Origin of the sequence: Trabulsiella odontotermitis (assembly GCF_001297775.1) — a bacterium.
GTDB lineage: Bacteria > Pseudomonadota > Gammaproteobacteria > Enterobacterales > Enterobacteriaceae > Trabulsiella > Trabulsiella odontotermitis.
This window is the reverse complement of the sequence record NZ_LIFX01000006.1, coordinates 127,297-140,876: the sequence shown is the minus strand read 5'-3', so window position 1 is coordinate 140,876 and position 13,580 is coordinate 127,297. Positions and strand designations below refer to the sequence as shown.

The window sequence follows — 13,580 nt, the reverse complement described above, 5'->3', positions numbered from 1 at the left end:
ATTGGGGGGATTTTCATCAGCGCGGGCGCGGGGCCCGCGCAGTGAGGGATCAGGAAAGCAGAACGCGATCGAGACTCTGGCAGCCGAGCGCCCGAAGCGTTGCGGCGGTCGCATCCCACTGGATCAGCGGCGCATCGGCGCGTTCGGCAAGAATGGCGCGCTGAATGTCCGGGTAGTCGTAACCGTTGAGGCTCAGGAGATTAAGCGCGCCCTGCAATGGCGGAAGCGTCGGGTTGAATGCCGCGTTTTCCGCATAGCTGCCGCTGAAAACCGTGCCATCGCGGCACTCCAGCGCCACCCCGGACGGCGAGTTGCTGTAGGGCATATGGCTCTTGTTCGCAGCGGTAATGGCCGCCTGCGCCAGCGCATCGCCTTCCAGTGTGTAGCCGTGATCCTGGTCATCCATCAGCAGGGTTTTGATCTCCAGATCCTTCGGCCCAAAGGCATCCGGCAGGTAATCTTTCAGCGTATGCGGCGCACGGCCCGGCAGGTTGATGCGCAGCGCCAGGCCACTGTTCAGTTCGTTCATAAACTGACGACAGTGACCGCACGGCGTGTAGTTCACGGTGATGGCCTGCAGCGATTTTTCCCCGCGCAGCCAGGCGTGGCTGATGGCGCTCTGCTCGGCGTGTACCGTCTGTTGCATGGTCGCGCCGATGAACTCCATATTGCCGCCGAAATACCAGGTACCGCTGACGCCGCGGGCGATGGCCCCGACGTTAAAATGGGAGAGATCAGCGCGGGCACAGGCCGCCGCCAGTGGCAGGAGGGCGAAAGCCAGCGCGTCTTCGTCCAGTCCGGTGGCCTTTTGTAACGCCGCGACCTGTTCCGCCGTCAGCAGTGCGGGAAAATGCTCATCCGCCAGAATCGGGGCCAGAGCTGACCGCAAATTATCTGCAAGCTGTGCAAAAGCAGAATGAAAACGTGAATGCATGGCGTTGCCTCTCAACAATGTAATGGGAGCGTAGTTTACGGGCCTGTTACGGCTTTATATGTGATCTACTTCGCACTACCTGTGCAACTGATGAAATTCAACGAAATAATGTGTGATGTATCGCCTTTTTAATGCAGAACGGCCAGTAAAACCGGAAAGATAAACGGCGCCAGAAGGGAGGTGATGATCCCGCACAGCACCAGCGCCAGCGAACTGAACGCGCCTTCCTGATAATCCAGCTCGGCGCAACGGGCGGTACCCAGTGCGTGCGACGCGGTTCCCATCGCCAGCCCGCGGGCGGCTTTAGTATGAATGTGCATTTTATTAAGCAGAGTATGACCAAAAACCGCACCGAGGATGCCGACAAAAATCACGCACACCGCGCTGATAGCCGGAATACCGCCAAGGCTGCCGCCGACGGCCATCGCAATTGGCGTCGTGACCGATTTCGGCAGCACGGATGCGGCAATTTCCGGCGTTGCTCCCATCAGCAGCGCCACCGCGGTGCCGGAGACCATCGCCACCAGGCTACCAATAAAGCAGATGGTGATAATGGATTTCCAGCGGGCGCGGATCTGGTGCAGTTGTTCATACAACGGGAAAGCGAGGGCCACCACCGCCGGTTGCAGCAGATCGTTAAGGATTTTGCTGCCCTGAAAGTAGTGATCGTAAGGAATCCCGGTCAGCAGCAGGAAAGGAATAATCACCACCAGCGCCACCAGCAGCGGGTTAAGCAGCGGCATCTTAAAGCGCGCGGCCAGCTTGCGGGCAGCGAAAAAAACCAGCAGGGTCAACGGCAACGACCACCAGATGTTCTGCATCATTCTTCCGTTCCTTTTTGCCCGACGACCTGACGTTCACCATGAAGCAGGTGTGAGCTCCAGCTCACCACCAGAAAAACCACCAGCGTACTGATGGCGCAGGAAACCACCACCGGCCCGAACTGGGCGCGCAGCAAATCAAAATATTGCATGACGCCGACGCCGATAGGCACAAACAGCAGCGCCATATAACGGATCAACACATAACAGCCGGGATTAACCCACTTTGCAGGCAAAATTTGCAGCGCCAGCAGGACAAACAAAATCAGCATGCCGATGATGCTGCCAGGAATAGTGATAGGCAGCAGAGAGGCAATGAAATTTCCCGCGTACAGACAGGCGTAGATCAGGACGAACGCCCGCAGGTACTGCCAGATGATATTTAATGATTGACTCATGGTGATTACCCTTGATGAAACGCATTCATCATACAATTAAAGTCTGAAATGTGCTACCGATCACAACATGAATTCTGAGCATACCTGTGATCCCCCTGTGGCTCATCTGGCATTCCTACAAATTTGCTGGCGAAAAGTCATGTAACTGAGTGTAGCCTGAAGCCGTTATAACAGACTTCATTCCCGCTTCCGTTAACGCTAAGATAGCGCCTCTTTTTCTCCGGGTAACGATATGCGTGTTTTACTGGCGCCGATGGAAGGCGTGCTCGATTCGCTGGTGCGCGAGCTGCTGACTGAGGTTAACGATTACGATCTCTGTATCACCGAATTTTTGCGGGTGGTGGATAAGCTGCTGCCGGAAAAATCGTTTTATCGTATTTGCCCGGAACTGCATCATCAGAGTCGCACCGGCTCTGGTACGCCGGTACGCATTCAGTTGTTAGGGCAATACCCGCAATGGCTGGCGGAAAACGCCGCCCGTGCCGTCGCGCTGGGTTCATGGGGCGTGGATCTTAACTGCGGCTGTCCGTCAAAAGTGGTCAATGGTAGCGGTGGCGGGGCGACGTTGCTGAAAGATCCGGAGCTGATTTACCGTGGCGCGAAAGCCATGCGTGAAGCGGTTCCGGCCCATCTGCCGGTGACGGTGAAAGTGCGGCTGGGCTGGGACAGCGGCGACCGACAGTTTGAAATTGCCGACGCGGTGCAACAGGCGGGCGCAACGGAACTGGTCGTGCACGGCCGCACCAAAGAAGATGGTTATAAAGCGGAACGCATCGACTGGCAGGCGATTGGCGAGATCCGCCAGCGGCTGACCATCCCGGTGATTGCCAACGGTGAAATCTGGGACTGGGACAGTGCGCAGGCGTGCATGGCGGCAACCGGCTGCGATGCGGTAATGATTGGCCGTGGCGCGCTGAACGTGCCGAACCTGAGCCGGGTCGTGAAATACAACGAACCGCGCATGCCATGGCCTGACGTCGTGAAGCTGTTGCAGACATACTCCCGCAAGGAGAAACAGGGCGACACCGGGCTTTATCACGTCGCCCGTATCAAACAGTGGCTGGGGTATTTACGCAAAGAGTACCGCGAGGCGACTGAGTTGTTTACCGCAGTCAGAACTTTACAGGATTCCGCCGCCATTGCTGGGGCCATCGAAGCTTACGCGGCGCGACGCCCTTAATCCTCCTGCGACGCGCGTTTTTTGTCGCGTCGCCTGAGCCACCAGCGCACGGCAACCACCAGACCCACTGCCAGCAGCAACCAGATCCAGTGTTTAAGATGCTTGTCGAGGTTATGCAGCCACGGGCCGATGACTTCTCCGCCGACGTAGCCCAGGGTGGTAAACAGCAGCGACCAGATTATCGCCCCGAGAATGTTAAGCGGCAGGAATATTTTCGGCGGCAACCGGCTGGCACCAATCAGTAACGGGCCAATCACCCGAAAGCCGTACATAAAGCGGGTACCGATAACGAACAGGTAAGGGCGGCGCTGGATCAGCCGCTGAGCCGAACGGATTTTAGCTTTATGCCGTTTGAAGCGCCGCAGCAGGCGACCGCCAAAACGCCGCCCCAGCAGGTAAAGCACCTGATCACCAATCATCCCGCCGAGCGCCACCGATACCACCACCAGCCAGAATTTAAGCAATCCCTGATGCGCCGCTACCCCGCCGAGCAGAGTGACGGTTTCTCCTTCCGCCAGGCTGCCAATGACCAGCGCGGCGTAGCCATACTGTGAAACCAGACTGTTGATATCCATACGAAGTAAGGACTCCCTGAACAACACCTGTGGTTAATCATATACCCTCTGACGCCCTTGCGGCGGCAAAGACGGGAAATAGCGCTAATCTGCTTTTTCACGCTGTACACAAAATAATCTATCAGTATGTCTTATACTTGAAGGGTGATTCTACGAAGCCGTGACAAGGGGGTTTTATGAACCATGTCTGGGGACTGTTTTCACATCCCGAGCGCGAAATGCACGTCATCCGTGGCGAAAACGAATCTGTTTCGCATCACTACACTCACCATGTGTTAATCATGGCGGCGATCCCGGTGATCTGCGCCTTCATTGGTACCACGCAACTTGGCTGGAATTTTGGCGATGGCACGGTAGTTAAACTGTCGCCCCTGACAGGCCTGTTTTCTGCTGTTCTCTTTTATGCGCTGATGCTCATCGGTGTCGCGGCGATGGGGCGAGTCATCTGGTGGATGGCGCGTCATTACCCGCAGCGCCCGTCGCTACGCCACTGTATGGTCTTCGCCGGATATGTCGCCACACCGCTGTTCCTGAGCGGGATTGTCGCACTCTATCCGCTGGTCTGGCTGTGCGCGCTGGCGGGGACGATTGCGCTATTCTACACCGGCTATCTGCTCTATTTGGGGGTGCCGACCTTCCTCAATATCAACAAAGAAGAGGGCCTGAGCTTTTCCAGCTCGACGCTGGCGATCGGCGTGCTGGTGCTTGAGGTTCTGCTGGCGCTGACAGTGATCCTCTGGGGTTACGGTTACCGTCTGTTCTGACCGGTTTGAATTATGCACCGTCGGGTTCTCCGGCGGTGCAGCATTTCCTCACGATTATCTGCTGGCGACGCGGGAGTTCTGCGGGGTATGATGCAGCTTCAGGAAATCCTGAAACAATCAGCTACATTAATCTTTTGCCGAAAAAATAACCAGAAATCTCACCATGCAGAAATGTCGAGTGTCCTTGCTCAGCCTTGCGCTGATGCTGGCAGTGCCTTTTGCGCCACAGGCGAGCGCGAAAACCGTTGCAACCACAGCGGCCGCGCAACCGGAGATCGCATCCGGAAGTGCGATGATTGTCGATCTGAATACTAATCAGGTTATTTATTCCAGCCACCCGGACCTTGTGCGCCCGATGGCGTCGATCACCAAAGTGATGACCGCGATGGTGGTTCTGGATGCGCACCTGCCGCTGGATGAAATACTGACGGTGGATATCAGCCAGACGCCGGAAATGAAAGGGATCTATTCGCGCGTTCGTCTGAACAGCCAGATCAGCCGCAAAAATATGCTGCTGCTGGCGCTGATGTCTTCTGAAAACCGCGCGGCGGCGAGCCTGGCGCACCATTATCCGGGCGGTTACGGCGCGTTTATCAACGCGATGAATGCCAAAGCGAAAGCGCTGGGCATGACGCATACCCGCTACGTGGAACCGACCGGGCTATCAATCCAGAACGTCTCTACGGCACGGGATTTAACCAAACTGCTGATCGCCAGCAAGCAGTATCCGTTGATCGGCCAGCTCAGCACCACGCGGGAAGATACCGCGACGTTTGCCCATCCGGCCTATACGTTGCCGTTCCGCAACACCAACCATCTGGTGTATCGCGATAACTGGAATATCCAGCTGACCAAAACCGGCTTCACCAACGCGGCGGGGCACTGCCTGATTATGCGCACGGTCATTAACAACCGTCCGGTGGCGCTGGTGGTGATGGATGCCTTCGGCAAATACACTCACTTCGCCGATGCCAGCCGTCTGCGGACGTGGGTGGAAACCGGGAAGATCATGCCGGTTCCGCCTGCCGCGCTGAGCTATAAAAAACAGCGCGAGGCACAGATGGCGAACGCCATGCTGCACGGTGAACAAACCACCCAGGCGGATTAACCTTATTCCGCCTTACTGACTGGGGTGGCGGTTTCACCCCAGTATTTCTGCTTGCTGGTTTTACCAATCCCCGGATTCATGCTGTTGGTCGGATCGTTCTGGCGATAGAACTGCTTCAGGTTGTCTGCCGCTTCATACAGATGTCCGACGTTATGCTCCGCCGGATATTGCGCCCCGCGCTCGCGCAACAATGCCAGCATCTGCTCTTTCAGCGCATGCGCATCCACCCCTTTTTTGACGATGTAATCCTGATGGAAAACGTGGCACATGAAATGACCGTAATAGAGCTTATGCACCAGCTGGCTGTCGATTTCCGGCGGCAGATGCTCAAACCATTCGCTGTCGTTACGGCGTAACGCAATATCCAGCGCCAGAATATCCTCGACTTCATCGGCATGAACCGCCTGATAACGGATGGCGGCCCCGGCGGCGGCAAAACGGTGCAAAAACGCCTTACTGCCTTCTTCCGGCGTACATTCGAAATAAGCGCCTTCAGCCTGCTGGAAATAGTCATTCAGCCAGCGTTTCGCCTCTTCAATGCCATCGCCTGCCATTTTCAGCAACAGATGATGTTCATATTTATCGCGCCATTCTTTCATGCGTGACGGCAGATGGTTGGGGAAAACGTGACCAATCTTCTGCATAAAGCGGTCGGTGAAATGCGGTTTAAACAGCGACACTTTTTCCAGCATCGCGTCGGTACGCCCCTTCAGGGTGAAAAAGAACGGCATTTTGTCGGTGCCGAGTTTGTCGATCATCAGGAAGGTGTCTTTACCGTACTGTCCGGCGATATCGTAAATATCGCGATGCATGTATTCACCGGCCACCGGCAGGTTCTCAAAGTTCGCCAGAATATGACGACGGATTTCCGTCAACACCTCCGGCTGATTGGTGCCGATGTAAAACACCTGCTGATTTTTTTCCGCCGGGAAGGTGTCGAGACGCACGGCGAACACCGCCAGTTTCCCCGCACAACCGGAGGATTCAAACAGACGATCCGGGTCGGCATTGTAGCGAGCCGGGGTATCAGCGTTGACGTCGCGCACGCGGGAGACGTAGTCGTGATCGTGCGCGTGGCGGCCGTCGTGGCGCACGTCGCTCTCTTTCACGCGATCATCGTCGAGTTTGCTTAAGATCTGCTCCGGCGTTTCACCCAGATCAATGCCAAGATGGTTAACCAGTTGCAGCTTGCCCTGTTCGTCAATGCGCGCGAATAGCGACATTTCGGTATAGGCCGGACCGCGCTGCACCAGCGAGCCGCCGGAGTTATTGCAGATCCCGCCAATCACCGACGCGCCAATGCACGACGAGCCGATCACCGAATGCGGCTCGCGCCCGAACGGTTTGAGCGCTTTTTCCAGCGAATAGAGCGTGGTGCCGGGGAAGGCGAGTACCTGTTCGCCTTTATCGAGCAGATGCAGTTTGTCGAGGCGCAGGGTGCTGATAATGACAATCTCGCGGTCATAATCGTTGCCGTTTGGCGTAGAGCCTTCGGTCAGACCCGTGTTGGCTGCCTGCATCAGGATAATTTTGTCGGCGCTGACGCAGACGCTCAGCACACGCCAGAGCTCCAGCAACGAACCGGGGAAAACCACCGCCAGCGCGTCGCCCTGACCCGAGCGAAAGCCTTTGCGATAGCGTTGTGTTTTGGCCGGATCGGTCAGCAGGTGAGTGTGACCAACCAGACGAGCGAGTTCTGCCAGAAGGGCGTTATTATCAGTTATCGTGGTGGAAGACATCTTCCCACTCCTTGTGGTGAGCTAATTTGTCGCGCTTAAGCATAGCGCTTTGTATGACAATTTGATTCGCGAATGCGGTAGAAAAATCAGAGAATAACCTTAGCATTATTCTTATCAGCCGTTTAGGCTTATGGCAAACCGCGGTTTCGCCGGGTTATCCGGCCCGAAATAGAGAGTAAAAATATAAATGAAATGGCTATGTTCTGTTGGCGTTGCCGTTAGTCTGGCGTTGCAACCTGCTCTGGCTGACGACCTGTTCGGTAACCACCCGTTGACGCCCGAAGCGCGGGATGCGTTTGTCACGGAATTGCTCAAGAAAATGACCGTCGATGAAAAAATTGGTCAGTTGCGCCTGATTAGCGTAGGCCCGGATAACCCGAAAGAAGCGATTCGGGAGATGATCAAAGCGGGGCAGGTGGGCGCCATTTTCAATACCGTCACTCGCCCGGACATCCGCACCATGCAGGATCAGGTCATGGCGCTCAGCCGCCTGAAAATTCCTCTGTTCTTTGCCTATGATGTGATCCACGGTCAGCGCACCGTGTTCCCGAACAGCCTCGGTCTCGCCTCTTCATTTAACCTTGATGCGGTGAAAACTGTGGGCCGCGTCTCCGCCTATGAAGCGGCCGACGACGGCCTGAACATGACCTGGGCACCGATGGTCGACGTCTCCCGCGATCCGCGTTGGGGCCGCGTCTCAGAAGGCTTCGGTGAAGATACTTACCTGACGGCGATCATGGGGAAAACCATGGTGGAATCGATGCAGGGTAAAAGTCCGGCGGATCGCTACTCGGTGATGACCAGCGTCAAACACTTCGCCGCTTACGGCGCCGTGGAAGGCGGTAAAGAGTACAACACCGTCGACATGAGCCCTCAGCGCCTGTTCAACGATTACATGCCGCCGTACAAAGCGGCGCTGGACGCGGGCAGCGGCGGGGTGATGGTGGCTCTGAACTCGCTGAACGGTACGCCAGCGTCGTCAGATTCCTGGCTGCTGAAAGATCTGCTGCGCGACGAATGGGGCTTCAAGGGGATCACCATTTCCGACCATGGCGCGATCAAAGAGCTGATTAAACACGGCACAGCCTCCGATCCGGAAGACGCGGTGCGCGTGGCGCTCAAGTCCGGCATTAACATGAGCATGAGCGACGAATACTACAGTAAATACCTGCCAGGGCTGGTGAAGTCGGGCAAAGTCACGATGGCGGAACTGGACGACGCGACCCGTCACGTGCTGAACGTGAAATACGACATGGGGTTGTTTAACGATCCCTACAGCCATCTGGGGCCGAAAGGTTCTGACCCACAAGACACTAACGCCGAAAGTCGTCTGCATCGTAAAGAGGCGCGCGAAGTGGCGCGTGAAAGCCTGGTACTGCTGAAAAACCGCCTTGATACGCTGCCGCTGAAGAAAACCGCTACCGTCGCGGTGGTTGGCCCACTGGCCGACAGCAAGCGCGACATGATGGGTAGCTGGTCTGCCGCCGGGGTGGCTGATCAGTCCGTCACGCTGCTGACCGGCATCAGAAACGCGGTGGGGACGCAGGGGAAAGTGATTTACGCCAAAGGGGCGAACGTCACCAGCGACAAAGGCATTGTGGATTTCCTCAACCAGTATGAACCGGCCGTGGTGGTCGACCCGCGCTCGCCGCAAGCGATGATTGACGAAGCCGTTGCCGCGGCGAAGCAGTCTGACGTGGTTGTGGCGGTGGTCGGTGAAGCGCAGGGAATGGCGCACGAAGCCTCCAGCCGCACCGACATCACCATCCCGCAAAGCCAGCGTGACCTGATTGCGGCACTGAAAACCACCGGTAAACCGCTGGTGCTGGTGCTGATGAACGGTCGTCCGCTGGCGCTGGTAAAAGAAGATCAACAGGCCGACGCGATTCTCGAAACCTGGTTTGCCGGTACTGAAGGCGGCAACGCCATCGCCGATGTGCTGTTTGGCGATTACAACCCGTCCGGTAAACTGCCCATGTCTTTCCCGCGCTCCGTCGGGCAGATCCCGGTGTATTACAGCCATCTCAATACTGGTCGTCCGTATAACCCGGAAAAACCAAACAAATACACCTCGCGCTACTTTGACGAAGCCAACGGGCCGCTCTATCCGTTCGGCTATGGCCTGAGCTACACCACCTTCACCGTATCCGACGTGAAGATGTCGGCGCCCACGATGAAACGAGACGGCAAAGTTACTGCCAGTGTCGAGGTGACCAACACCGGCAAGCGTGAAGGGGCGACGGTGATCCAGATGTACCTGCAGGACGTCACCGCCTCAATGAGCCGGCCGGTGAAACAGCTGCGTGGTTTTGAGAAGGTGAACCTCAAACCCGGCGAAACCCGGACCGTCAGCTTCCCGATCGACGTGGATGCACTGAAGTTCTGGAACCAGCGCATGAAATATGACGCGGAACCGGGTAAATTCAATGTCTTCATCGGTGTCGATTCCGCCCGGGTGAAACAGGGTGAATTTGCGTTGAAATAAAATAAGTTGCCTGCCTGGAGGAAATAATCTTCAGGCAGGCAATAAACAAAAAGAGCGTTCTTTTCCATTTTTATTGTATTAATTTTCAACATCCGTTTATAACGATGGCTGACATTAATGCCTTCGACATTAATTACATTGATTGAAGTTATTAAACGGATGTAATTCAATGAGTGATATTATTTATTTGACGCTGCGCGGTGCGCAGCAGGGCCTTATTTCGTCCGGCTGTGGCAGCGTTGATTCTGTCGGTAACCATTATCAACAATCCCATCCCGATGAGATTTTTGTTTTTAGCCTGAAGCAAAGCCTGACAAGAAATCCGCAACAGCTTGTGCCACAAGGGGTAACCTTTTGTAAGCCTGTCGATAAAAGCTCACCATTATTGATGCAGGCAATCAATCATAATGAACGGTTAACGCTCAATTTTAGCTTTTACCGTATGAGTCCTGCAGGAAGATGGGAAGCGTATTACGCGATTAACTTGCGGGGCGCATCCATACAACAGATTCAATGTCATGCTGTGGTTGATAATATTCATCAGGAATATATAACGGTCAGCTATGATTATATTCACTGTCGACACCTCGCTGCCGGTACGGAATATGATTATCTGGTCACGCCGGAAAATTATAATGAGATCTACCCACCTGAAATACCACCACAGGAAACGCCACCCGCTAAAAGAAAGTTAACGCTAACGCTGGGGATATTCTTCGATGGCACCGGCAATAATGCCGTGAATACCCGCAATATGCTGGCCGCCTGTACCGCACAACATTTTGATATCGATAACCCCGATGCAGTCAGCATTCTCGAACGTAACGCACAAATGCAACTGGGGATCTCCGGCAGCGATGCTACCAGCTACAAAGGCTATTACACCAATATTCATTGGTTGCATGAGTTGTACAAAATCGACATGCCTGCTAATAGCAAAAATGTCCAGGGACGAATTTATGTCGAAGGGATCGGTACCCGTGCAGGGGAAGCGGACAGCCAGATCGGGATGGGATTGGGGATTTCAGATACCGGAGTGATAGCGAAAACAGATGATGCGGTGCGACAGATTCCATCCGCTCTCAGAGCGGTACTTGAACGTTTGCATGAAGATATCGAAATCAACGCCCTACAGTTCGACATTTTCGGTTTTAGTCGTGGCGCCGCTGCCGCGCGGCATTTTGCCAACCGCGTACAGGAAGAAGATCGCGCCATTATCGCCGCTATCCGGCAGGGGATGGGAGATATCACTTACAGCGGCGCGCCTGCGGGTAAGACGCGTTTTATCGGCCTCTTTGATACGGTCGCAGCCATCGGTACTCCTTTAAATGGTATGAATCCGCACAGTGCGGACACCGGCGAGGTCAGGATCCGGCTGCGTCCCGGCGTAGCGGAGAAAGTTTTTCAGATCACCGCCGGACATGAGTGTCGCTTCAATTTTGCTTCAAACAGTGTCCGTCCGGGCTGGCCGGAATTGATGCTGCCCGGCGTTCACTCTGATATCGGCGGCGGTTATTTGCCGCAAGAAAGAGAGGCGCTGTTCCTGACCCGGCCGCAGACTGAAACGGTACCGCGGAACCAGCCAGGAGAGAAAACCCGGGCGTATCGATTGACGATGGCGCAATTACGGGTGATGGAGGCATCTCCGGCGATTGCGCCGATCATCCGCAATAATCCCATTATCCCGGAGGTCTGGGCTGATGATCGAATGCCCACTGATCGGTACGGACAGATGCAAAAGCGCAGTTTTGCTGCGCTGACGCTCCGCCAGCGGATCGTGCGTAATGACTGGTCGAAGGTCACTCTACGGGTAATGATTGCCGCCGCTGAAGCCGCGGGGGTGGTATTCAATAACGCAGATACCGACGACCCTGCACTGGTTTTACCTGCGGAGTTACAGCTTCTTGCGAAAAAAGCGCTCGCCCAAGGGGAAAAAGCCCGTCGTTATGACGCCGTTACCGGCTTTACCTCTGAGGAACTGGACGTGCTGGCATCGCGTTATATTCACTGTTCCGCTAACTGGAATGCCATTGAAATCAACAAACAGGGCGATATTCAGGGCGGCGCGGCACCAGCGGAAATCGTGAGTTTTGTTAATCGTCCGGATGAGGGTTGGATCCGCACTGTCTATAACATGGATGGAAAAAAAGCATGAAAAAGAAAATGTTCGCTATTTTTTTACTCTTTACGGTGATGACTGGCTGTCACAGCCCCACATCACAACCCCTGCAGTCACGTCAGGCGGCGGAGGGCGACTGGACGTTGCCCTACGGTGAATGGGGTTTTGCATTTTTTACTCCTTATGCACTACCTGCTATCACTGTTTATGCTCAGGTACTTGATACAGATGGTTATTTATATCGCTTTGGTACGCTGGATTCTACTCAGGAAAATCCTTCCAGCGTGGGAACCTGGGCGCTAAATGTGGGGCGGTATCCCCAGTTTAATAAAGTGAAAAAGCCACCACAGTATATGCTGTTCTGCTGGGATTCGGTGATCGATAAGCGAAGCTATGAAACCAGTATTCTCTTTTCGCCGGAGACCTGGCAGCGGATGAAAACTCCTGCTGATCATCGCGATCGTTTCGGCGATGTCGTCTGGTATGACACGCTTTTGATCGGACTTGCTCCTGAAGGCAAAGTGCGACTCTGGTTGGAAGAGGTCGGTCGTCACCCCAATATCCCGGTGACTCCCGCCCAGATGATCACCCGCAGCGGCAAAGAGATGAAGTTTTGCCAGGGCGTTACCCGGCACCCGAATGGATATCACTATTTCGGTGATACCCCGGAATTTATTAAGGATAAAACCTATCCGTACGGGAGCTGGTAATGCAGATAAAAAACACAATAACGCTTGCCCTTCTGATGCTGGCGCTTGTAGCGGGTTGTCACTATCCCGCTTCACACCCCCTGCAGTCACGTCAGGCGGCGGAGGGAGACAGGACGTTGCCCTACGGTGAATGGGGTTTTGCATTTTTTACTCCTTATGCACTACCTGCTATCACTGTTTATGCTCAGGTACTTGATACAGATGGTTATTTATATCGCTTTGGTACGCTGGATTCTACTCAGGAAAATCCTTCCAGCGTGGGAACCTGGGCGCTAAATGTGGGGCGGTATCCCCAGTTTAATAAAGTGAAAAAGCCACCACAGTATATGCTGTTCTGCTGGGATTCGGTGATCGATAAGCGAAGCTATGAAACCAGTATTCTCTTTTCGCCGGAGACCTGGCAGCGGATGAAAACTCCTGCTGATCATCGCGATCGTTTCGGCGATGTCGTCTGGTATGACACGCTTTTGATCGGACTCGCTCCCGAGGGCAAAGTGCGACTCTGGTTAGAAGAGGTCGGTCGTTACTCCAATATCCCGGTAACACCTGCCCAGATGGTCACCCGTAGCGGTAAAGAGATGAAGTTTTGCCAGGGCATCACAGAGCACCCCAACGGATATGTCTATTTCGGTGATACCCCGGAATTTATTAAGGGTAAAACCTATCCATACGGGAACTGGTAAAAAGGGTTGTACTCACTCAGATAATCACGCATTCTCCGGTTAAACGAACCGTTTTCGTCTACGC

The 13,580-nt window shown here is 54.7% G+C and carries 12 protein-coding genes; 7 read left to right on the top strand and 5 right to left on the bottom strand.

The annotated features are described in order from the left end of the window. Positions 1 to 49 precede the first annotated feature (49 nt). The 3 genes from cdd to AOY23_RS09610 form a co-directional block, all read right to left on the bottom strand. Positions 50 to 934, bottom strand: a complete 885-nt coding sequence (cdd, locus tag AOY23_RS09620) for a cytidine deaminase (protein WP_054179196.1) — start codon at positions 932 to 934, stop codon at positions 50 to 52. A 128-nt stretch (positions 935 to 1,062) separates the two neighbouring features. Further along, the gene (locus AOY23_RS09615; protein WP_054179195.1) at positions 1,063 to 1,758 is read right to left on the bottom strand and encodes a CidB/LrgB family autolysis modulator; all 696 of its coding nucleotides are present in this window, start codon (positions 1,756 to 1,758) and stop codon (positions 1,063 to 1,065) included. Then, positions 1,755 to 2,153, bottom strand: a complete 399-nt coding sequence (locus AOY23_RS09610; protein ID WP_054179194.1) for a CidA/LrgA family protein — start codon at positions 2,151 to 2,153, stop codon at positions 1,755 to 1,757. Before AOY23_RS09610 ends, AOY23_RS09615 begins: the two co-directional genes overlap by 4 nt. 232 nt (positions 2,154 to 2,385) lie before the next feature. Here AOY23_RS09610 and dusC point away from each other — a divergent pair, with 232 nt between their 5' ends. Further along, positions 2,386 to 3,333, top strand: a complete 948-nt coding sequence (gene dusC / locus AOY23_RS09605; protein WP_054179193.1) for a tRNA dihydrouridine(16) synthase DusC — start codon at positions 2,386 to 2,388, stop codon at positions 3,331 to 3,333. Here the strand turns inward: dusC and AOY23_RS09600 are convergent. Then, complete coding sequence (locus tag AOY23_RS09600) at positions 3,330 to 3,908, bottom strand: DedA family protein (RefSeq protein WP_054179192.1); 579 nt, start codon at positions 3,906 to 3,908, stop codon at positions 3,330 to 3,332. The two genes, dusC and AOY23_RS09600, sit on opposite strands and share 4 nt — an antisense overlap. A 176-nt stretch (positions 3,909 to 4,084) precedes the next feature. Here AOY23_RS09600 and AOY23_RS09595 point away from each other — a divergent pair, with 176 nt between their 5' ends. Both AOY23_RS09595 and pbpG read left to right on the top strand, forming a co-directional pair. Continuing rightward, complete coding sequence (locus tag AOY23_RS09595; protein ID WP_054179191.1) at positions 4,085 to 4,672, top strand: Yip1 family protein; 588 nt, start codon at positions 4,085 to 4,087, stop codon at positions 4,670 to 4,672. A gap of 163 nt (positions 4,673 to 4,835) precedes the next feature. Next, on the top strand, positions 4,836 to 5,780 hold the full coding sequence (pbpG, locus tag AOY23_RS09590) for a D-alanyl-D-alanine endopeptidase (RefSeq protein WP_054179190.1): 945 nt from the start codon (positions 4,836 to 4,838) through the stop codon (positions 5,778 to 5,780). A 2-nt stretch (positions 5,781 to 5,782) separates the two neighbouring features. Here the strand turns inward: pbpG and dld are convergent, their stop codons facing one another. Next, positions 5,783 to 7,519, bottom strand: coding sequence for a D-lactate dehydrogenase (gene dld / locus AOY23_RS09585; RefSeq protein WP_054179189.1), 1,737 nt, complete (start codon positions 7,517 to 7,519; stop codon positions 5,783 to 5,785). A 187-nt stretch (positions 7,520 to 7,706) separates the two neighbouring features. Here dld and bglX point away from each other — a divergent pair, with 187 nt between their 5' ends. The 4 genes from bglX to AOY23_RS09565 all read left to right on the top strand — a co-directional run bounded on the left by bglX (position 7,707) and on the right by AOY23_RS09565 (position 13,516). Next, positions 7,707 to 10,004, top strand: a complete 2,298-nt coding sequence (gene bglX / locus AOY23_RS09580) for a beta-glucosidase BglX (protein ID WP_054179188.1) — start codon at positions 7,707 to 7,709, stop codon at positions 10,002 to 10,004. A 169-nt stretch (positions 10,005 to 10,173) separates the two neighbouring features. Further along, complete coding sequence (locus AOY23_RS09575) at positions 10,174 to 12,159, top strand: Hcp family type VI secretion system effector (protein ID WP_054179187.1); 1,986 nt, start codon at positions 10,174 to 10,176, stop codon at positions 12,157 to 12,159. Further along, positions 12,156 to 12,833: a DUF2931 family protein gene (locus AOY23_RS09570; protein ID WP_054179186.1), complete on the top strand. Its 678-nt coding sequence runs from the start codon at positions 12,156 to 12,158 to the stop codon at positions 12,831 to 12,833. The genes AOY23_RS09575 and AOY23_RS09570 overlap by 4 nt, the downstream gene beginning before the upstream one ends. Continuing rightward, complete coding sequence (locus AOY23_RS09565) at positions 12,833 to 13,516, top strand: DUF2931 family protein (protein ID WP_054179185.1); 684 nt, start codon at positions 12,833 to 12,835, stop codon at positions 13,514 to 13,516. The genes AOY23_RS09570 and AOY23_RS09565 overlap by 1 nt, the downstream gene beginning before the upstream one ends. The last annotated feature ends 64 nt before the right edge of the window (positions 13,517 to 13,580 follow it).